Annotated in this window: 17 protein-coding genes, 1 tRNA gene and 1 other RNA gene; 11 read left to right on the top strand and 8 right to left on the bottom strand. The window is 70.4% G+C overall.

The genetic code is table 11. The annotated features are described in order from the left end of the window. Nucleotides 1-198: 198 nt before the first annotated feature. The 3 genes from ACIBM5_RS27335 to ACIBM5_RS27325 form a co-directional block, all read right to left on the bottom strand. Entirely contained in the window at nucleotides 199-1,233 is a 1,035-nt protein-coding gene (locus ACIBM5_RS27335; RefSeq protein WP_396009244.1) for a hypothetical protein, read from the bottom strand. 732 nt (nucleotides 1,234-1,965) lie between these two features. Further along, a complete protein-coding gene (locus tag ACIBM5_RS27330; protein WP_396009243.1) occupies nucleotides 1,966-2,715 on the bottom strand; it encodes an SDR family oxidoreductase in 750 nt (249 codons plus the stop codon). A gap of 157 nt (nucleotides 2,716-2,872) precedes the next feature. Then, the gene (locus ACIBM5_RS27325) at nucleotides 2,873-3,778 is read right to left on the bottom strand and encodes an AraC family transcriptional regulator N-terminal domain-containing protein (RefSeq protein ID WP_396009242.1); all 906 of its coding nucleotides are present in this window, start codon (nucleotides 3,776-3,778) and stop codon (nucleotides 2,873-2,875) included. A 144-nt stretch (nucleotides 3,779-3,922) separates the two neighbouring features. Between ACIBM5_RS27325 and ACIBM5_RS27320 the strand changes: the two genes are divergently transcribed. Together ACIBM5_RS27320 and ACIBM5_RS27315 are read left to right on the top strand one after the other, a co-directional pair. Next, on the top strand, nucleotides 3,923-4,240 hold the full coding sequence (locus ACIBM5_RS27320) for a putative quinol monooxygenase (RefSeq protein WP_396009241.1): 318 nt from the start codon (nucleotides 3,923-3,925) through the stop codon (nucleotides 4,238-4,240). A gap of 97 nt (nucleotides 4,241-4,337) precedes the next feature. Next, complete coding sequence (locus ACIBM5_RS27315; RefSeq protein WP_396009240.1) at nucleotides 4,338-5,297, top strand: alpha/beta hydrolase; 960 nt, start codon at nucleotides 4,338-4,340, stop codon at nucleotides 5,295-5,297. Nucleotides 5,298-5,451: 154 nt separating this feature from the next. On the opposite strand, the gene ACIBM5_RS27310 is transcribed toward ACIBM5_RS27315, so the two are convergent. Beyond that, nucleotides 5,452-5,539 (bottom strand) — tRNA-Ser (locus tag ACIBM5_RS27310). Nucleotides 5,540-5,622: 83 nt separating this feature from the next. Next, nucleotides 5,623-5,721: signal recognition particle sRNA small type (gene ffs / locus ACIBM5_RS27305), an RNA gene on the bottom strand. A 380-nt stretch (nucleotides 5,722-6,101) separates the two neighbouring features. Here ffs and ACIBM5_RS27300 point away from each other — a divergent pair. The 9 genes from ACIBM5_RS27300 to ACIBM5_RS27260 all read left to right on the top strand — a co-directional run bounded on the left by ACIBM5_RS27300 (nucleotide 6,102) and on the right by ACIBM5_RS27260 (nucleotide 15,819). Further along, nucleotides 6,102-8,252 (top strand): DNA polymerase III subunit gamma and tau, encoded by a 2,151-nt coding sequence (locus ACIBM5_RS27300; RefSeq protein WP_396009239.1) that lies wholly within the window; start codon nucleotides 6,102-6,104, stop codon nucleotides 8,250-8,252. A gap of 268 nt (nucleotides 8,253-8,520) precedes the next feature. Further along, on the top strand, nucleotides 8,521-8,865 hold the full coding sequence (locus ACIBM5_RS27295; RefSeq protein WP_020554881.1) for a YbaB/EbfC family nucleoid-associated protein: 345 nt from the start codon (nucleotides 8,521-8,523) through the stop codon (nucleotides 8,863-8,865). A gap of 237 nt (nucleotides 8,866-9,102) precedes the next feature. After that, complete coding sequence (gene recR, locus ACIBM5_RS27290; RefSeq protein ID WP_391586320.1) at nucleotides 9,103-9,702, top strand: recombination mediator RecR; 600 nt, start codon at nucleotides 9,103-9,105, stop codon at nucleotides 9,700-9,702. After that, nucleotides 9,695-10,315 (top strand): DUF5063 domain-containing protein, encoded by a 621-nt coding sequence (locus tag ACIBM5_RS27285; protein WP_391586321.1) that lies wholly within the window; start codon nucleotides 9,695-9,697, stop codon nucleotides 10,313-10,315. The genes recR and ACIBM5_RS27285 overlap by 8 nt, the downstream gene beginning before the upstream one ends. A 243-nt stretch (nucleotides 10,316-10,558) precedes the next feature. Then, a complete protein-coding gene (locus ACIBM5_RS27280; protein ID WP_391586322.1) occupies nucleotides 10,559-11,827 on the top strand; it encodes an aspartate kinase in 1,269 nt (422 codons plus the stop codon). Further along, the gene (locus ACIBM5_RS27275; RefSeq protein WP_020554885.1) at nucleotides 11,824-12,891 is read left to right on the top strand and encodes an aspartate-semialdehyde dehydrogenase; all 1,068 of its coding nucleotides are present in this window, start codon (nucleotides 11,824-11,826) and stop codon (nucleotides 12,889-12,891) included. The genes ACIBM5_RS27280 and ACIBM5_RS27275 overlap by 4 nt, the downstream gene beginning before the upstream one ends. Before the next feature lie 385 nt (nucleotides 12,892-13,276). After that, a complete protein-coding gene (locus ACIBM5_RS27270) occupies nucleotides 13,277-13,864 on the top strand; it encodes a SigE family RNA polymerase sigma factor (RefSeq protein WP_391586561.1) in 588 nt (195 codons plus the stop codon). Beyond that, a complete protein-coding gene (locus tag ACIBM5_RS27265) occupies nucleotides 13,861-14,850 on the top strand; it encodes a DUF4232 domain-containing protein (protein WP_396009238.1) in 990 nt (329 codons plus the stop codon). The genes ACIBM5_RS27270 and ACIBM5_RS27265 overlap by 4 nt, the downstream gene beginning before the upstream one ends. Before the next feature lie 177 nt (nucleotides 14,851-15,027). Further along, nucleotides 15,028-15,819: an SURF1 family protein gene (locus ACIBM5_RS27260; protein ID WP_396009237.1), complete on the top strand. Its 792-nt coding sequence runs from the start codon at nucleotides 15,028-15,030 to the stop codon at nucleotides 15,817-15,819. Nucleotides 15,820-15,935: 116 nt separating this feature from the next. Here the strand turns inward: ACIBM5_RS27260 and ACIBM5_RS27255 are convergent, their stop codons facing one another. From ACIBM5_RS27255 to ACIBM5_RS27245, 3 genes are read right to left on the bottom strand one after another with little or no spacing between them, the layout of a single operon-like run. Continuing rightward, complete coding sequence (locus ACIBM5_RS27255) at nucleotides 15,936-17,804, bottom strand: prolyl oligopeptidase family serine peptidase (protein WP_396009236.1); 1,869 nt, start codon at nucleotides 17,802-17,804, stop codon at nucleotides 15,936-15,938. 12 nt (nucleotides 17,805-17,816) lie between these two features. Further along, nucleotides 17,817-18,302, bottom strand: a complete 486-nt coding sequence (locus ACIBM5_RS27250; RefSeq protein WP_396009235.1) for a cell wall hydrolase — start codon at nucleotides 18,300-18,302, stop codon at nucleotides 17,817-17,819. Then, nucleotides 18,286-19,608: an MFS transporter gene (locus ACIBM5_RS27245; protein ID WP_396009234.1), complete on the bottom strand. Its 1,323-nt coding sequence runs from the start codon at nucleotides 19,606-19,608 to the stop codon at nucleotides 18,286-18,288. Before ACIBM5_RS27245 ends, ACIBM5_RS27250 begins: the two co-directional genes overlap by 17 nt. Nucleotides 19,609-19,690: the final 82 nt, after the last annotated feature.

Genomic DNA, 19,690 nt, shown 5'->3' with positions numbered 1-19,690 from the left:
GGCCAGGTGTTGAGTGGCGAGGTCTAGTACGACGTATCGGGGACGCAGGTTTTCCTTCGCGTGTCCGCTCGCGTTTGTATTTGATACGTCCCCTCAGGCCGAACTGGCGTCGTCTGGCCAATACCTCCGCGCTGGCACCCGCCGCCGCGTCACTGCCCGTGTCGATGGTTCCCTGGCCTGCACGAGTCAGCGGAGATTCTATCCGTCTGGACTGTGCGTCCTAGGCGGAACTGAACAATACATCTTCTCTGCTCCGCTGGCGTGGGCCGCTCCATTCTCCACGTCATCGGGGTGCACGATTGAGTCCGGGATTTCCAAGAGGAGCATGATCGACCTCACCGAAGCGGACCGGCTGTTGCCGATCCACCGCACTCGGAAGGGGAGGGTGCCATCCCGGGCCATCTTCGACGCTTGAGATTCTGAGAGGTTGAAAATTCGGGCAGCGGCGCGGAAGGGGATATCCTGCTGTAGAAGGTCAGAGATCCTGTAGTACAGATTCTTTCCGTCGACCCAAGACCGTCCTTCCTGCGCGGGAGTGAGGGCAGGTGTATCCGCCTCGTCGCGGCAGCCGTTGCGAATTTCTTCATGGAAATCCCTGGTCCAACCCATGGCTCCCACGCGTTGTAGCAAGGCCCCGAAGCACTCGCCGCGAATTCTCTCGTTCGCCTCCGGATTCCGAATCTTGCCGGATTCGACGATTGACGACGCCCGCATCGTGGAGATTATATCTGCTGCGGCAGGTGCAGTCGGGTATTCGAAAGTTCCTGCACAAGTTTCCGGTCTCCCGCTTTCCACCAGACGCCGAGCGTTGGTGAACGCGCGGCTTATCATGGCATCCAGCAGTTTCCTGGAAGGCATGCTGGCTCTGGAGGACCACTCCTCCAGGGCGCCTACCACCATTGCCGACCGGATATCGGCGACTTCGTAGTGCCATTGTCGCGCCAAGTCTTTTGACCAGCCGCCCAGATACGGCATCAAGAGATCCAAGAGGATCATCAGCCACTTGTCCCGATCTCGCGGGTTGCTTTCGCGCGCCAAAGTGTTCGCCGACTCCCAGAGGCGCAAACTGGCGGCGGACTTCGATCGCCCGAGCTGAGTTTTCTTGCGTAGCACCCAGTATGTGGGATGGGTTTTGATTGCGCACGTCCGAATATCTGCGACGTGCGCACAGAAAGGGTCCCCGCCGCACTCGTGCAGAACTCGTTCGGTGATACGGGAGAAGACGTCTTGCATGCTTTTCCTCTCGCGCCGTTAATCGGGCCTTGGGGAAAGCATGGGATGCGGTTGGTGGGATTCGGTAGCTTCTGCCCAGGTTTGGCCGTATCGAGTGAAATATGTTTCGCGATCGCACATGAGGGCGGAGTCTGCGGTCACGTCGCCAAGTCGCTACACCCCTTGGAGTGTTCGCCGCCCCAAGGCGCCGACCGCACCGTGCACACCTCGCGATACCGCATCGAGGGTCGGCGAACCTGCGCGAACGATGACGGCTTTGGGACGCGCAAGCAGGTCGGCGACGTTGCACGTGAACTGAGCCGTAGACGACGTCAGCCCCGGTCGGCGATGCGATCGGGGCTGACGTTTTGCCTGTTCAGGCTGGCGGAGGATACGAGATTCGAACTCGTGAGGGGGTGAACCCAACACGCTTTCCAAAGGGTCATGCGCCGATCCGGCGACGCTCGCCAACGTTCTGACGTGCGGTGGAGTGCGCGGCCTCAGCCTCGGGAACGCCGCTGTACGCAGGTGAAGGCAACCAGAACTGCAACCAGGGTGGTGGCTCTTGATTGCAGTTGATCGGGCTGACAACCTCTCTTGCGCCCCGGGGGTTCTCGGGGCTGCGCCCTACGACTCGGTGATGCTGCGGGCGGTCTGTGGCAGCCCTGGGATGCAGGCGCGTACAGCGCCGCTGCCGGCGGGTCCGTCTCGGACAGCCCCACGCCGGTACGCGTGCGCGCGCATCCGGTCCGGTCACATCGCCTGGGCGAGTCGGACGGCGTCGGGGCCGGCCGGGAAGCGCAGTTGGCCGGTCGTGTCGTGGACGGCGCGCCAGACCGTCTCGGCGACGTCGCTTTCCCGGGTGAACAGATCCTGGCCGGTGAAGTCGGCCATGGCCTTCCTTGCGAACGGCGCGTAGGGCGGCGGGACCAGCTCGTCCAGCGGCGGGCCGTCCATGGCCTTCCCCGCGAAGTTCGTCGTCAGACAGGCGCCCGGCTGGACCGTCTTGGCCCGTACGCCGAAGGGGGCGAGTTCGAGCGCGAGGGACGAGGTGAACCCCTCGACGGCCGCCTTGCTTGCCTTGTATACGGCCGTGAGGGGCATGTGGCCCAGCACCACGCTGGAGGTCACGTTGACCACGACGCCGGATCCGCGCTCGCGGAACTGGGGCAGCACCGCCTGCGTTGTGGCCATCACGCCGAACGTGTTCGTCTCGAAGACCTCCCGTACGCGGGCCATCGGGGTCCCCTCGAACACGCTGATCGAGGGGACGCCCGCGTTGTTGACCAGGGCGTCGATCGGCCCGGCGAGCTCGAGCGCGGTGGTGATCGTGTCGGGCTTGGTCACGTCCAGTTCGACGATGCGCAGCCGGTCCGACTCGGGCAGGACCCCCGGGCGCCGGCTGCGCATCGTCGCGATGACGTTCCACCCCTGCGCGTGGAAGTGGAGGGCGGTCGCGCGGCCGTAGCCGGACGAGGTCCCGGTGATCAGAACGGTGTTCATGCTGTGCCCCTTGCGATGTGGTGGGATCCGCGGACCGGAATGTTCATTCCTGCTCGGCGGTGGTTTCAGTGATCCCATTGAATCGCCCTGAACTGCGAAAACAGTAGAACTATCCTCGCCCTTCCTTGCATGATTCTCCCACTCTGTCCGACCGTACTTAGGGCATGATGCTTGCCGGGCTGCGGGCGGCGTCTCGCAGGCGGACCGCGTCCCGGCCCGGGGGCGCGCCGAACCGGCGGCGGTACTCGCGGCTGAACTGCGACGGGTTGTCGTAGCCGACGCGCCGGCCGACCCCGGCGACATCGCCCGGGTGGGTGGCCAGCAGCAGTCGTGCCTCCTGGAGCCGGATCTGCTTCTGGAACTGGATGGGGCTCATCGCGGTCACCGCCTGGAAGTTGCGGTAGAACGCGGAGGCGCTCATGCCGGACAGGCGGGCCACGTCCTCGACCCGGAAGGGCTCGGCGTAGTGCTCACGGATCCAGCGTGCGGCGCGTGAGACATGACTGAGGCCGCTGTCGGCGATGCCCAGTTGGCGCACCGTCGCCCCCTGCTCGCCGGTGATCACGCGCCACAGGATCTCGCGTTTGACCAGCGGGGCCAGTACGGCGCGGTCGCGGGGTTCGTCGAGCAGGCGCAGCAGCCGGACCACCGCGTCCAGGAGGGCGGGCGGCGCGTTGCTGACGGCGATCCCCGACGGCGGGCCTCCGCCGGCGCGGGGCATGTCTCCGGGGCCGGCCTGCAGCAGGAGCTCGGCAACGGCGGACGGCTCGAGAACGAGCCCGAAGCCCAGCGCCGGGCGGCCGGGGTCGGCCTGGGTGAACTGTCCGGTGACTGGCATGTCGACGGAGGCGACCAGGTACTGCCCCGGTCCGTACTCGTAGACCCGGTCGCCCAGCGCGAGCCGTTTGGCGCCCTGGGCGATGACCGCCAGGACCGTGCCGGACATGGAGGGCGCGGGCGGGTCGGGCCGGTCGACCTTCGAGATCAGGACGCCGTCGACGGCGGTGGTCCAGTCGGGGCGGGCGTGCCGGGCCAGCAGGTCGCGGAACTCATCGAGGGGCATGCGCCCATTTCAGCAGCAGTGCGCGGTAGTACTCCCGAATTCGCGAGGATCGTGCAAGAGCGCGGGAGAATCCTTCTAACGTTTCCGCAGGTCAGTGGCATTGAATGGAAGCAGTCCACTCCACCGAAACGAAGAAGGTTCCTCATGATTGCCAACTACGGATTCAACGCCACTCTGACCGCCGCCCCTGGAATGGGCGACCGGCTGGTCGATCTGCTGTCGACCGGTCTGGACGAGGGCAGCCCCGGCGCGAGCGAGCACTGCGTCGTCTACCTGGTCTCGCGTTCCGCCTCGGACCCCGACGTCGTCCACGTCACCGAGGGATGGACCAGCGAGGAGGACCACCACCGGACGTTCGCCGGCGACGCCGCCCAGGCGATCGTGGCGCGGATCGGCGGACTGCTGGCCAAGGAGCCGGAAAACACCGACTACGTCCCGATCTGCGGCAAGGCCGCCTTCTAGGCCCGGAGAAGCCGCCCCGGCGCCTGCCAACGCGGTTTTTACTCCACCCGGAATCCCGACCGAGCACCCCGCACCACCCCGCGAAAGGCCGACGACCATGACCACAGCGCGCCCCGCCCTGGACCCCGAACTTCGCGACCTCCTCTCCGACATGCCGCTGATGTCCGAGCTCACCCCGGAAGTGCTCGCACAACTGCGGCAGTACCCCTCGACGCCGGTCGAGTCCCTGCTCGCCGACCGGCGGGTCGACCGGTGCGAGGTCACCGTGCCTGCCAAGGACGGCACTGCGATACCCCTGTCGGTCTACACCCCCGTGCGCGCCGACCGCGCGACCGCCGCGCCTTGCGTGTACTGGATCCACGGCGGCGGAATGGTGATGGGTGACCGCTTCTCGCAGATCGACATCCCGCTGGAGTGGCTCGACGAGTTCGGCGCGGTCGTGGTGTCCGTGGACTACCGGCTGGCGCCCGAGGCCACCGGCACCGTCCCCGTCGACGACTGCTACCAGGGACTGCTCTGGGTGGCCGAACACGCCGCGGAACTGGGCGTCGATCCCGCCCGGATCATCGTCGCGGGAGCCAGCGCGGGCGGCGGCTTGGCGGCCGGCGTCACCCTGCTGGCCCGCGACCTCGGCACTCCGGCGATCGCCGCGCAGATACTGACCTGCCCCATGCTCGACCACCGCAACACCAGCACCTCCAGCCGCCAGTACTCCGGCGGGCCCGGCGTCTGGACTCGCGAGATGAACGAGTTCGGCTGGCGCTGCGTTCTCGGCGACCTCACCGACGACGACGTACCCGCGTACGTCTCACCCTCGCTGGCCGACGACCTCTCGAACCTGCCGACCACCTACATCGACACCGGCTCAGCCGAAGTGTTCCGCGACGAGGACACCGACTACGCCACCCGGATCTGGGCGGCCGGCGGACAGGCCGAACTCCACGTCTGGGCAGGCGGTTTCCACGGCTTCGACGCCCTGTACCCGCAGGCGCACATCTCGGCCACGGCCCGCCGCACCCGCACCGACTGGCTCGCCCGGCTCCTGCACGCCGCATGACGCCGCAACGCGCGGTACCGCCGGCGCGCCCGGCCCGTCTCGGCACACGAACGCCGGGATCGGGAACAAGGGGCTGATGCGCCGCAACCGAGACCCACAACGACGTTGCCCCCGGTCGCAGGGCGACCGGGGGCAACGTTTTGCCTGTTCAGGCTGGCGGAGGATACGAGATTCGAACTCGTGAGGGGGTGAACCCAACACGCTTTCCAAGCGTGCGCCCTAGGCCACTAGGCGAATCCTCCGTGCGGAAGCTTACAGGAGGTCGGCGGGTGCTCGCGCACCCCTATTCGAAGGGGGCGGAGGAGCGGGCCGGGCGGGGTGGGGATGCTGTGAACCCCCCGTGCACCCGGCAGAGCCTCCCTATCCTTGCTGCCTTCCGGCCCTGGGGAGGTTCAGGAGGATACCGCCGCACGGGGGGTCCGGGGCCTACAGTACCCGACCGGGGCCGGTGCTCGGGTACGGGTGGGGTCGGTGCTCGGGCACGGATGGGGCCGGTGTTCGGGTGCGGGCGGGCGGTGTGGGTCCGCGACCCGTTCGGGCACAGGCAGGCGGTGAGGGTCCGTAACCGTTCAGGCGCCGGCGGACGGTGGGAGTCCGCGACCGTTCGGGCACGGGCGGGTGGTGTGGGTCCGTGACCGTCCAGGTGCGGCGGACGGTGGGAGTCCGCGTCCGTTCGGGCGCCGGCGGGCGAAGGGAGTCGGCGGCTGTTCGGGCACGGGCCGGTGAAGGGAGTCCCCGGCTGTTCGGGCGTCGGTGGGTGGTGAGGGGCCGCGTGTGTCCTTCCGCCCGGCTATCGTCGGGGGCGTGTCGCTCGCCCTCTACCGTCGCTACCGCCCCGAGACCTATGCAGAGGTCATCGGGCAGGAGCACGTGACGGAACCCCTCATGCAGGCCCTGCGGAACAACCGCGTCAATCACGCCTATCTGTTCAGTGGGCCGCGAGGGTGTGGCAAGACCACCAGCGCGCGCATTCTTGCCCGGTGTCTCAATTGTGAGCAGGGGCCCACGCCCACGCCCTGCGGTGAGTGTCAGTCGTGTCGGGACCTCGGTCTCGGCGGGCCCGGCAGCATCGACGTGATCGAGATCGACGCCGCGTCGCACGGTGGTGTGGACGACGCTCGCGATCTGCGGGAGAAGGCGCACTTCTCGCCGGTGAGCTCGCGCTACAAGATCTACATCATCGACGAGGCGCACATGGTCACGTCGGCGGGCTTCAACGCGTTGCTCAAGGTGGTCGAGGAGCCGCCGGAGCACCTGAAGTTCATCTTTGCCACCACCGAGCCGGAGAAGGTGATCGGGACCATCCGGTCCCGGACGCACCACTACCCGTTCCGGCTGGTGCCGCCCGGTGTGCTGCGCGACCACCTCGCCTCCGTGTGCGAGACCGAGGGCATCAAGGTCGAGCCGGCGGTGCTGCCGCTCGTGGTGCGGGCCGGCGCCGGGTCGGTGCGGGACTCGATGTCGGTGATGGACCAGTTGCTCGCGGGTGCCACCGACGACGGTGTCACCTACGCGATGGCCACCTCGCTGCTCGGGTTCACCGATCGGTCGCTGCTGGACGACGTGGTCGAGGCGTTCGTCGCGCAGGACGGCGGGGCCGCCTTCGAGTTGGTGGACCGGGTGATCGAGGGGGGCTACGACCCGCGCCGGTTCGTGGCCGACCTGCTGGAGCGGCTGCGCGACCTGGTGATTCTGGCCGCGGTGCCGGACGCGGCCGACAAGGGCCTGATCGATGTGCCCGCCGACCAGCTGGAGCGCATGGTCCGGCACGCCGCCGAGTTCGGCCGGGCCGGGCTCACCCGCGCCGCCGACATCGTCAACACCGGCCTCACCGAGATGCGCGGCGCCACCGCGCCCCGGCTCCAGTTGGAGCTGATCTGTGCTCGGGTACTGCTGCCCGCCGTCGACTCCGGCGAGCAGGGCCTGCAGACGCGCCTGGAACGCCTCGAACGCCGCGTGTCCGTCGGCGGCCTCCCCACGGGACCCGCCGCCCCCACCGCCCCGGACCAGGCTCGCACCGACGCCGGAGCGGCCCCCGGGCAGGCCCGCCCCCAGCAGGCCGCTCCGCCCCAGCCCCCCGTACCGGCTCCCGCGACCCGACCGCAGCCGCCACAACCCCAGCAGCCGCAACCTCAGCAGCCCCAGCCACAACAGCAGCCCGGCGCCACCCCCGGCGCCTGGCCCCAAGCCCGCACCGCGGGCTCCGGCCCACCCCCCGCCGCCCCCCAGCAGCACCCGCAACAGCCCCACCAGCCCCACCAAGCACCCCCCGTCGCCCCCGCCCAGGCCACCGGCGACCTGGCCCGTGTCCACGAAATGTGGCCGCAGATCCTGGACGCCGTGCGCGGCCGTAACCGGGTGGCCTGGATGATGTTGCAGACCGTGACCGTGGCCGGATTCGACGGCACCACGCTGACCCTCGCCTTCGAGCAGGCGGGCACCCGCGAGGGCTTCCGCAGCAGCGGTCGGGACGAGATCGTCCGGCAGTCCGTGCAGGACGCCTTCGGCTTCGACTGGCGGATCGACTGCGTCGTCACCGGCGAGGCAGGCGCCGCGCCCGCCCGCCGCCCCGGCGGCCCGGCCCCGACCCCGTCCGCAGCCCCGGCCCCGGCTCCCGTCCCGACCGCGACCCCGCCCGTCGATCGCGCGCCCGCCGCCCCGCCCCCCGGCGCTTGGCCCGGCGCCCCGGCCCCGACGGCTCCCGCCCCGACCCCTCCGGTCGCGCCCCCGCCGCCCGCCCAGGCCCGCCCCGCCACCGCCCCGTCGCAGCCGCCGCCCACCCGCCCGCAGCCCAGGCAGGCACCACCGCCGCCGCCCGAGCCGGACTTCGACATCCCCGAGGACATCGGCCGCTACGACGACGAGGACCTGGCCGACGACGGCGGCCTGTCCACCCACGAACTGCTCACCCGCGAACTCGGCGCCACGATCATCGACGAGTCGCCCACCACCTGACGCACCCACCCGCACCCGGTACCGACGCCAACCCGCCCCGGCACCCGGTACCGACCCCAACCCGCCCCGGCACCGACCCGGCACCCCCATTACCCGACCGCCGGCGACGGGCACCCGACCCACCGCCGACTCACCACCGACCCACCGATGCGTGCCGTCGCCGCGCATCGGCCCCGCCCGGAGCCGTAGGCTCGACGGAAGGACGGCGGCCGAGCGGGCGCCGCCCCGAGGCGGTGCGAAGCCGCGTCCGAGCGACGAAGGGTGTCCAGTGTTTCCCGGTGGTGGCCAGCCCGACATGCAGCAGCTGCTGCAGCAGGCGCAGAAGATGCAGCAAGACCTCATGGCGGCGCAGGACGAACTCGCGCGCACCCAGGTGACCGGGAGCGCCGGCGGCGGCCTGGTGACCGCGACCGTGTCCGGCGCCGGTGAGCTGCTGGCTCTGGAGATCTCGCCGTCCGCGGTGGATCCTGAGGACACGGAGACCCTCGGCGACCTCATCGTCGCCGCGGTGCGCGACGCCAACCGCGCGGCTCTGGAGATGCAGTCCCAGTTGATGGGCCCGCTGGCCCAGGGCATGGGCGGCGGCGGTCCACTCGGGCTGCCCGGCATGTGAGCCGAGCCCCCACAACCGAAAGCCGAACCCACCGAAGACTCATCGCAAAGCCCGTCACAAGGCCCAGCAAGAACCCGCCGAAAAACCCCGCCGAAGCCGAAAAGCCCACCGAAAGCCCACCGAAAGCCCACCTAGAGCCCACCGAAAGCCCACCGAAACACCAGGCAGCCCACAAGCAGCCCACCAAGCAGCCCACAAGCAGCCCCCGAACAACCAAAGCAAGCAGGGAGACGGTAGGTGTACGAAGGCGTCGTACAGGACCTCATCGACGAGCTGGGCCGACTGCCCGGTGTAGGGCCGAAGAGCGCGCAACGCATCGCCTTCCACCTCCTGGCGGCCGACCCGGCCGACGTCCGGCGCCTCGTGCACGCGCTCACCGAGGTCAAGGACAAGGTGCGGTTCTGCGCCACATGCGGCAACGTGGCGGAATCGGAGCAGTGCCGAATCTGTCTCGACCCGCGACGCGACGTCGCGGTGATCTGCGTGGTCGAGGAGTCCAAGGATGTCGTGGCGATCGAGAAGACCCGCGAGTTCCGGGGCCGGTATCACGTGCTCGGTGGCGCGATCAGCCCGATCGAGGGCGTGGGGCCCGACGACCTGCGGATTCGTGAGCTGATGACCCGGCTCGCGGACGGTGTGGTGACCGAGTTGATCCTGGCCACCGATCCGAACCTGGAAGGAGAGGCGACCGCGACGTATCTGGCTCGCCTGTGCAAGCCGATGGGTCTGCGTGTGACCCGGTTGGCCAGCGGGCTGCCGGTGGGGGGCGACCTGGAGTACGCCGACGAGGTCACGCTCGGGCGTGCCTTCGAGGGGAGACGACTGCTCGATGTCTGACGACCTGAACGAATTCACCAGTGAGATCGCCGACCAGATCGACAGCTTCGTCCTGGCCGTCACCGAGGTGGCCAAGGGCGAGGAACCGGAGCAGGCGGTGTCGATGCTGCTCCTGGAGGTCTCGCAGCTCATGCTTGCGGGCGGCCGACTCGGTGCGATCGCCGACGTGGTGCCGGACGACCGCTTCGAGCCCGACTCGGGTCCCGACCCGGACGTCGACGCGCTGCGTTCGGCGCTGTCCCGGTTGCTGGAGCCGATCGACGTGTACTACGAGGTCTTCGACCCGTACGTGCCCAAGTCCAAACCGGTCGCGGCGCGGCTGTCGGACGACGTCGCCGGCGTCGTCGCCGACCTCGCCCACGGGCTGGCCCACCATCGGGCCGGACGCAGCCGGGAGGCGCTGTGGTGGTGGCAGTTCTCGTACATGTCCAACTGGGGCGCGACCGCGAGCGCCGTGTTGCGTGCGCTGCAATCGGTGGTGTCGCACGCCCGCCTGGACGATCCGATCACGGAGAGTCTGGACCCGGACGGACAGGCGCTCGCCGACGAGTTGGTCGACGAACTCGCCGAGCAACTCGACGACGCCGTGGTCCTGGGCGGCCCGCACACCTGATCGCCCCGACCGCGCCCCGATCGCTCCGAACTCCCCGGAACCAGGCGATTCGGGCGGTTCGCAGATGATTCCCGGCGCCGGCTAGGGCGTTTGGTGCTGTTGATGCCGAATGCCGCTCAGTGATGCGTACGTCGCACAATCCCGCCTACTGATACGTACGTCTCACAATGTGAATAAAGCTTTGACCACCGAGCGGCCTAGTTAGACTGTGCCGACCGCACAGATATCAAGCGAGGAGCGCACGTGGGCCTTGTCGTGCAGAAGTACGGCGGCTCCTCCGTCGCCGATGCCGAGGGCATCAAGCGCGTGGCCAAGCGAATCGTCGACACCAAGAAGCAGGGCCACGAAGTGGTCGTGGTGGTGTCCGCGATGGGCGACACGACGGACGAGCTGATCGATCTGGCGCAGCAGGTGAGTCCCATCCCTTCCGGGCGCGAGCTCGACATGCTGCTCACCGCGGGTGAGCGGATGTCGATGGCGCTGTTGGCGATGGCGATCAAAAACCTGGGCGTCGACGCACGGTCGTTCACCGGCAGCCAAGCCGGTGTGATCACCGACGCGGTCCACAACAAAGCGCGCATCATCGATGTGACGCCGGGGCGGATCCGCTCCGCGCTCGACGAGGGCGCGATCGCGATCGTGGCCGGCTTCCAGGGCGTGTCCCAGGACACGAAGGACATCACCACGCTCGGCCGCGGCGGCTCGGACACCACCGCCGTCGCGCTGGCCGCCGCGCTGAACGCCGAGGTCTGCGAGATCTACACGGACGTGGACGGCATCTTCACCGCCGACCCCCGTGTGGTGAAGAAGGCCCGGAAGATCTCCCGGATCAGCTACCAGGAGATGCTGGAGCTGGCCGCGAGCGGATCCAAGGTGCTGCACCTGCGGTGCGTGGAGTACGCCCGCCGCTACGACATGCCCGTGCACGTGCGGTCGTCCTTCTCGGGACTCGTCGGCACTTGGGTGACGGATGAACCCGAAGGGGACGACATGGAGCACGCGATCATCTCCGGGGTCGCCCACGACACCAGCGAAGCGAAGATCACGGTGGTCGGGGTCCCGGACAAGCCGGGCGAGGCGGCCAAGATCTTCCGCCTGGTGGCGGACAACGAGATCAACATCGACATGATCGTGCAGAACGTCTCCGCGGCCTCCACGGGCCGTACCGACATCTCCTTCACGCTGCCGATGTCCGACGGTCAGAGTGCGATGACCGCGCTGACCAAGGCCCAGGCCGAGATCGGCTTCGAGTCGCTGCGCTACGACGACCAGATCGGCAAGATCTCGCTCGTCGGCGCCGGCATGCGCTCGCACCCGGGCGTCACCGCCAAGTTCTTCGAATCGCTCACCGGCGCGGGGGTGAACATCGAGCTGATCTCGACATCCGAGATCCGGATCTCGGTGGTCTGCCGCGCCGACGGCGTTCCGGCCGCCGTACAGGCCGTGCACACCGCGTTCGGCCTGGACGACCAGTCCGGCGAAGCCGTCGTCTACGGAGGTACCGGCCGATGACCCGCAAGGACAAGCCCACCCTGGCCGTGGTCGGCGCCACCGGCGCGGTCGGCACGGTGATGCTCGAACTGCTCTCCACCCGCCAGGACGTGTGGGGCGAGATCCGGCTGATCGCCTCCGCGCGCAGCGCGGGCAAGAAGCTCGTCGTGCGCGGCGAGGAGGTCGAGGTCATCGCGCTGAGCGAGGAATGCTTCGACGGCGTGGACGTCGCGATGTTCGACGTGCCCGACGAGGTCTCCGCGCACTGGGCGCCGATCGCCGCGAGCAAGGGCGCGGTCGCGGTGGACAACTCCGGCGCGTTCCGGATGGACCCCGAGGTCCCGCTCGTGGTGCCCGAGGTCAACGCCGCCGCGGCGCGGGTGCGTCCGCGCGGCATCATCTCCAACCCCAACTGCACGACGCTGACCATGGTCGTCGCACTGGGCGCGCTGCACGCCGAGCTGGGCCTCAAGGAGCTCGTGGTCGCGTCGTACCAGGCCGCGTCCGGCGCCGGGCAGCCCGGTGTCGACGCGCTGCGCGAGCAGATCGGCAAGGTCGCGGGCAGCCAGACGCTGGGCACCCAGCCCGGCGACGTGCGTCGTGCGGTGGGCGACTTCGGCCCGTTCCCGGCGCCGCTCGCGCTCAACGTGGTGCCGTGGGCCGGTTCGCTCAAGGACGACGGGTGGTCGTCCGAGGAGCTCAAGGTTCGCAACGAGTCCCGCAAGATCCTGGGGCTGCCCGACCTGAAGGTGCACACGACCTGCGTGCGCGTCCCGGTGATCACCACACACTCGCTCGCGGTGCACGCCGTGTTCGAGAACGAGGTCTCGGTCGCCCGCGCGCACGAGATCCTGGACGGTGCTCCCGGCGTCGTGCTGTGCGACGACCCGGAGAACGGCGAGTTCCCGACGCCGGCCGACGTGGTCGGTACCGACCCGACCTGGGTCGGCCGGGTGCGTCGTTCGATCGACGACCCGTTCGCGCTCGACATGTTCATGTGCGGGGACAACCTGCGCAAGGGCGCGGCGCTGAACACCGCCCAGATCGCCGAGGTCGTCGCCGCGGAACTGGTCGAGCGCGACTAGTCGCGGACCGCGGACCGTTGCGGCAGCCGGTGTTCCCCGAGTGGGGACACCGGCTGCCGTGCGTGCGGCGACCGCTTTCCGGACCCGAGCAACCGCCTCCGGACCCGAGACAGCCGCTTGCCGGCCGAGACAGCCGCTTCCGGACCCGAGCACCTGCCTGCCTCCCGGACCCGAGACGGCCGCTTCCCGGACCCGAGCAGCCGCCCCGGACCCGAGACAACCGCCCCCCGGACCCGAGACAGCCCCTTCCAGGACCCGAGTAGCTGACTGCACATCACCCGGCCCACTACGGTGGGCGGATGTGTGGCTGAGCCGACGACCGTCCCCGGATCGCAGGCGTATACAACCTTCCCGGGGGGTCGAGTGTCCAACAGTCGTGGCAGAAATGGTCGTGAGGGCGGAACCGGCGCTGCGCCCGGTCCGAATGCCTGTGGTCGGCGCGCTGGATCAGGGCGTTTCGGGAGTTTCCGTGTCCTCTGACGCGGGCGTCTCGATAGACGTCCTCACCGAGACCTATCGCGCCCACTATGGTTCGTTGTTGCGCTTGGCTTCCCTGTTGCTCGACGACACCGATTCGTGTGAGGACGTGGTGCAGGAGTCGTTCGTCCGGGTGCACACCGCCCGGCATCGGTTGCGCGAGGCCGACAAGACGCTGGCCTACCTGCGACAGACCGTGGTGAACCTGTCCCGGTCGACGCTGCGGCGGCGGATCATGGGCATGCGCCTGCTGTCCAAGCCCGAGCCGGAATCGACGAGTACCGAGGACGGCTCACGGCACGTGTTGGAACGTGACGTGCTGGTAAGGGCGTTGCGCGAATTGCAACGGCGGCAGCGGGAAGTGATCGTGCTGCGCTATTACGCTGATCTGACAGAGGCTCAGGTGGCCGATCTGCTCGGACTGTCGGTCGGCTCGGTGAAGGCGTACGCCTCACGCGGACTGGAAGCCCTCCGGGCCCGGATGGAGACGCCGTGACGAACGACCCGGGGACCCTTGGTCCCGACCCCGACGACCTCGCGGCAGAGGTGCGCCGGCGACTGCATGCGGCGGTGGCCGACGTGCGGCCTTCGTCGGACGCGTTGGACCGGCTGCGGGTGGCCGTGCCGGCCCGGCGCAGACAACGGCGGGTGGCCACGCTCGGCGCCGCCGGCCTGGTGGTGGCGCTGCTGGTCGGCACACCCGTGTTGCGGACCGCCGTGGACGGCGGCGACGACTCGAAGTCGAATGTCGGCGGGATCCAGTCCTCGTCGTCCCCGGTCAACGTCACGGAGCCGTTGCCGGGGCCGAGCGAGGGGATGAGCGCCGGGATTCCGGGCGGGGCCGGACAGTCCCACCCGCCGACCCGAGGCGGCACCCCGACGAACGGATCCGGCGCCTCGACCGCGCCGACGAGCGGGCAGAGCGCGGGCACCGGGCAGAGCGCGCCGCCCGCGAGCAGCGCGCCGCCGAGCGAGACCGCGCCGCCGGCCAAGCCGACCCCCGCGTGTCTGACCACCGACCTGTCCGGGGAGGACGCCCGGCTCGGACCGGTCGGCGCCGACGGCCTGGCGTACGGCGTGCTCCAGGTGCGCAGCAACGCGCGCAAGGACTGCCAGGTGACCGGCCCCGGAGTGGTCTCGGTCGGCTCGCCGCCCGGGAACCCGATCGTGCAGGTCACCGTGCACCAGCACACGGCCGGCGACGGCGCGGCCGGGTTGCCGCTGCTGCCCGAGTCGACGGGCACGGTGATCACGCTTCGACCGGGCCAGGCCTACGAGTTCCAGTTCGCGTGGCAACCGCAGGTGCCGGCCGCGGACGGCAGGTGCGCCCCCGATGCGCCCAAGGCGCCGGTGCCGGCGCTCGGCTACGCACTCGTCGCCAACGACTTCAACGTGGCCAAGGTGGCGCTGACGCCCACGTGCGGCGGCACCGTGTTCCGCACCGACATCTATCGGACGGGGGACTACCCGCGCGCGAGGTGAGACTCCGCCTCGGCGAGCCGGGCCGAGGTACGGGCGGCGGATCTTCCGGGCCCGACCACTCGCGGGCGAGGTGACCCCTCTCGACGGGATCGCCGCGACCGCGCCGCCGCGGGGACTACCCGCGCGCGAGGTGACACCCGCGCTCGGATGCCGTCGGCCGACGGTTACCGTTGGGGGGTGTACCGGTTCCTGCTCCAGCCGCGCTGGCTGGTCTTCCACATGATCGTGCTCGTCGCGGTCCCGGTGTGCGCGGCGCTGGGGCTGTGGCAGTTCCACCGCTACGGCGAGCACAAGGGCGGCGGGAGCAGCGGGGAGAAGGTGTCCACGGCTCCCGCGGTGCCGATCGGTGACCTCGTGCCGCCGGGTGGCCGGGTCGAGGGGGCCGATCGCGGCCGCTCGGTCACGGTGAGCGGCACCTACGACGTGAGCCGCCAACTCGTGGTGCCCGGGCGCCGACTCGACGGGCGTACGGGGTCGTACGTGGTCACCCCGCTGCTGGTCGCCGGGGCGCCGGCGGTCGTGGTCAACCGCGGCTGGGTCGAGGGCGACAGCGTCCCTGCGCCGCCGACCGGACCGGTCACCGTCACCGGTCGGCTGGAATGGTCCGAGGCGGAGCACACCTCGGACGCGGAACGCGCCACCGACCTGCGGCCCGGTCAACTCTCGATGATCAGCACCCCCGAGCTGGTCAACATGCTGCCGTACCCGCTCACCGACGGGTTCGTCGCGCTGACCGCGCAGACCCCGGCCGCCGATGCGGCCGCGCTGGCGCCGATGCCGGCGGCGAAGAAGACCGAGGGCGGCGGGATTTCCGGCCGGGCCTGGCAGAACCTGGGCTATACCGCGCAATGGTTCGTCTTCGCCGGCGCCGCCGTGTTCGTGTGGTGGCGCGTGGTCCGCCGGGAAGCGGACGATCGGGCCGAGGAGCGGGAGGCGCAACTGCTCGCGGAGCTGGGCGTCGAGAGCTGACACCCAGCCCCGTCGTGCGGCACGTGCGCAGCCGGTTCCCGTCCGGCGGACCGCGGTGGCCGGCGGATCGCGCCGGCCGGCAGCGCGACCCGCCGAGATTCGCCGGCCGGGGCGGCCTACGCCGGGTTCGGGATCGGCAGTCCGATCACCTGGTCGACGAAGGCGAACTCCTGGCGCATCTGCCGGATGCGCTCCTCGACGACCAGCGAGCCGTGGCCCGCGTCGTAGCGGTAGACCTCGTGCGGCTTGCCGAGTTCGGCCAGCCGCGCGACGTAGTTCTCGATCTGCTTGATCGGGCAGCGCGGGTCGTTCTCGCCGGCGCTGATGTACACCGGGACCCGCACCTTCTCGACGTAGGTCAGCGGCGAGGACGCGGCCCAGCGCTCGGGGACCTCCTCGGGCGTACCGCCGAGCAGCGTGCGGTCCATCGCCTTCAGTACGTCCATCTCGTCGTGGTACGCCGTGACGTAGTCAGCGACCGGCACCGCGGCCAGCCCCAGCGCCCACGCGTCCGGCTGCACGCCCAGGCCGAGCAGGGTCAGGTAGCCGCCCCACGAGCCGCCGGAGAGCACGATGCGCTCGGGATCGGCCAGGCCCGACTCGACGGCCCACTCGCGGACCGCGCCGATGTCCTCCAGCTCGATCAGGCCGATCCGCACCCGCAGCGCGTCGGTCCAGTCCTTGCCGTAGCCGGTCGAGCCCCGGTAGTTGACCCGGACCACCGCGAAGCCGTGGTCGACCCAGGCCGCGACGTCCGCCGCGAAGTGGTCGCCGTCGTGTGCGGTCGGCCCGCCGTGGATGTTGAACACGGTCGGGAACGGACCCTCGCCCGCGGGCTTGGACACCAGTGCGTGCACCTTGCCGCCCGGCCCCTCCACCCACGCGTCGGTGACCGGGACCGACCCGGGCGGACGCTCGCCGGGCGGGGTGAGCAGTACGTCACCCGCGGTCGAGCGCAGCTCGGAGGGGGTCGAACCGCTCGACCAGTGGTACTCGACGCTGCCGTCGGGCCGGGCGCCGGCGGCGCCGATGGTGCCCGGCGGGGTGTCGATCCGGGTGAGTTCCTTGCTTGCCAGGTCGTAGCGGTACAGCTCGGAACGTCCGTGCTGCTCGTGGTCGATCAGCAGGGCCCGGCCGTCGGGATACCAGTCGGCGGACAGGTCGCCGGGCAGCCCGAGGTCGAGCTCGGTCTCGATGCCGGTCAGCGGCTCCCACAGCAGCGGTTCGTCCCGGCCGCGGCGCTGGTGGATGACCAGCACGCGCTGGTCGCCGGCGACGGGGGAGAAGCCCATCGCGGACAGGTCCGAGTCGGGTTGCCCGCCCTCGGGACCGTCGTGCAGGTCGGCCACGGGCGTGCCGTCCAGGCGCAGCACGCGCAGCGAAGCGTGCATCGCGTCGCCGTGCTCGTTGTGCGCGACCACCAGGTGGGTGGCGTCCTCGGACAGCGCGGACAACCATGCCGACTCGGTGTGGCGGTACACGGTCACCGGTTCGGCGCCGGGGCGGGCGACGTGGATCGTGGAGCCCTCGTCGTCGGTCATCCGGCCGACCACGACCGTGCCGTCGTTCGCCAGGCCGAGGCCGCCGGGGTAGGACGGTGCGAGGCCGGGAACGGCGACCTCGTCCGGGCCGCCGTCGAACGGCTGGCGCATCCAGACGCCGAGCTCGTCGCCGTCGGTGTCGGCGAACCACCAGATCCAGCGCCCGTCCGGGCTGATCCGGGACGACGAGGTGCCGTTGGGCCGGTCGGTCACCTGACGTTGTGCGCCGCTGACCCGGTCCCAGGCGTACACCTCGAAGGTGCCGGAGGCGTTGGAGACGAAGACGGACTTCGCGGGCGCGTGGTCGGCCCAGCGCGGCAGGCCGATCCGGGCCGCGCGGTAGCGGCGTTCCCAGGCCGGAACGGGCGGCGGGGGCGCATCGGACGGGCTCTGGGGTTCGGTGACGGAGGTGGAGTTCAAGGCGCTGTTCTCGGGAGCGGGCATGTCGCAATTCAACTACGGGAGGGGGTGGTTGTGTTCCGTCACCGGGCGGCACCGTTTGACTCCGAACAGGCGTGCGTAGCCGGGGCGGGCGGCGAACTCGGCGTACGACCAGACGGCCGGCCGGCCGACCTCCCGGCACAGGTGCAGCACCCGGTCGGGGCCCAGATGCACCCCGATGTGCGCGGCGTAGCCGGGATCGCGGTCCGGGCGCGGGCCGGCGTCGAACAGGAGCAGGTCCAGCGGCGCGGGTTCGGCGACCCGCACGGTGGCGGTGTCGTCGGCCCACAACTCGGACGAGCGCAGCGGCGGGACGTGCAGGCCGTGATGGGCGAGGAAGGCGTACGCGTACAGCTGACAGTTGGCACCGGTGCTCAGGTCACCGGCCGCGACGGCCTGCGGGTGGCGGGCGTGGACGTACGGGACGTCCCGGAAGCGGGGCGGTAGGGCGGACAGTGCCGGGGGGACGGGCGGTGACGGATGCTCAGGGGTGTCGGGCATGCTTGGGATCCAACCCGAGCGAGACCGCGAGTTCCACCAGCGTCATCGCGAACAGCACCGCGAACACCGCGGTGTAGTCGCCGGTCAGGTCGTGGATCGTGCCGAACACGATCTGCAGCGCGGCGGCGATCGGATAGCCGATCAGGAACGTCATCGCGGACAGCCGGCCGGCCGCCGCCGGGCTCGGCGCGAAGCGGACGAGCATCACCAGCATCAACGGGAACGCGCCGCCGAGCGTCAGGCCGAGCAGCGCGATGGTGGGCCACGGCGCCAGATCCGGCGCGAAAGCGAGCAGGCCCATGCCGACCACGGCCCCCGCGACGGTGACCGCGAACAGCGGCCGGGGATCGGTGAAGCGGTCCGCGAGCAGCGGGATCACCAGGCCGGAGACGATCCCGGTGAGGCCGAACACCGACAGCAGCAGCCCCGCGCGCTCGGCGCTCCAGCCCTGCTCCTCGTAGGCGGCGGGCACCCAGCCGACCACGCCGTAGTAGGCGGTGGTCTGCATGACCAGGAAGACGGCGAGGATCCAGGCCACGGGGCGTCGCCAGGGGGAGGTGTCGAACGCCGCGGTGCCGGGTGCGGGTGCGGGCGTCGGCTCGGTGCGCCGGGCCTCGGTTGCGTCGGTGGTGCCGGTGACGGTGCCGGTGCCGGTGCGGCTCGGGTCGGTCCGTACCGGCTTCGCGCGTCGGATCACCGGGAGCCAGGCGAACAGGCCCAGCACCGCCGGGATCGCGACCACACCGAGGGAGAGCTGCCACGACCCGAAGCCGTCGGACAGCGGTACCGCGAGCGCGCTCGCACCCGCCGCGCCGACCCCGACCGCCGCGCTGTACAACCCGGTGACCGCCCCCGCATGCTCGGCGAAGTGCGTCTTGACCACACCCGGCAGCGCCGCGCCCAGGACCGCGATCCCGGCACCGGCGACCAACGTGCCCAGGAAGAGCAACACGACCGAGGCCCCACCCAGCCGGATCAGCACCCCCACGAGCAGCACGACCACCGACGCGGCCACGGTGCGCTCGTACCCGTACCGAGCGGCCCCACGGTGCGCGAGCGGCGCGAACACCCCCATCGACACGACCGGGATAGCCGTCAACACCCCGGCGGCGGCCCCCGACAGCCCGAGATCGTCCCGGATCGAGGTGAGCAGCGGCGGCACATCGGTGATCGCCCCACGCAGATTGATCGCCACCAGGAACAGCGCGACCAACGTCAGGACGGCCCCGGGCGCCCGCTCGGCTCGCCCACGCGGCGCCGACTCGGCGACAAGATCACGACGCACCTGCGCACGGGCTGACGGCATGGCTGTACTACCTCGTTCGTGAAGACGACAACGGCTGCGCTCGCCGACCCCCGGCGGAGCGAACCGAAGCGGACCAACCGAC

This window comes from Embleya sp. NPDC050493, assembly GCF_044458105.1.
GTDB lineage: Bacteria > Actinomycetota > Actinomycetes > Streptomycetales > Streptomycetaceae > Embleya.
The sequence above is the reverse complement of the archived record's forward strand: the minus strand, read 5'-3'. Positions and strand labels throughout refer to the sequence as shown.

What these genes read in the sequence shown, in the direction of transcription:
- ACIBM5_RS27335 (WP_396009244.1), bottom strand. Translation starts at nt 1,233, where the DNA reads ATGCAAGACGTCTTCTCCCGTATCACCGAACGAGTTCTGCACGAGTGC.
- ACIBM5_RS27330 (WP_396009243.1), bottom strand. Translation starts at nt 2,715, where the DNA reads ATGAACACCGTTCTGATCACCGGGACCTCGTCCGGCTACGGCCGCGCG.
- ACIBM5_RS27325 (WP_396009242.1), bottom strand. Translation starts at nt 3,778, where the DNA reads ATGCCCCTCGATGAGTTCCGCGACCTGCTGGCCCGGCACGCCCGCCCC.
- ACIBM5_RS27320 (WP_396009241.1), top strand. Translation starts at nt 3,923, where the DNA reads ATGATTGCCAACTACGGATTCAACGCCACTCTGACCGCCGCCCCTGGA.
- ACIBM5_RS27315 (WP_396009240.1), top strand. Translation starts at nt 4,338, where the DNA reads ATGACCACAGCGCGCCCCGCCCTGGACCCCGAACTTCGCGACCTCCTC.
- ACIBM5_RS27285 (WP_391586321.1), top strand. Translation starts at nt 9,695, where the DNA reads ATGTCTGACGACCTGAACGAATTCACCAGTGAGATCGCCGACCAGATC.
- ACIBM5_RS27275 (WP_020554885.1), top strand. Translation starts at nt 11,824, where the DNA reads ATGACCCGCAAGGACAAGCCCACCCTGGCCGTGGTCGGCGCCACCGGC.
- ACIBM5_RS27270 (WP_391586561.1), top strand. Translation starts at nt 13,277, where the DNA reads ATGGTCGTGAGGGCGGAACCGGCGCTGCGCCCGGTCCGAATGCCTGTG.
- ACIBM5_RS27255 (WP_396009236.1), bottom strand. Translation starts at nt 17,804, where the DNA reads ATGCCCGCTCCCGAGAACAGCGCCTTGAACTCCACCTCCGTCACCGAA.
- ACIBM5_RS27250 (WP_396009235.1), bottom strand. Translation starts at nt 18,302, where the DNA reads ATGCCCGACACCCCTGAGCATCCGTCACCGCCCGTCCCCCCGGCACTG.
- ACIBM5_RS27245 (WP_396009234.1), bottom strand. Translation starts at nt 19,608, where the DNA reads ATGCCGTCAGCCCGTGCGCAGGTGCGTCGTGATCTTGTCGCCGAGTCG.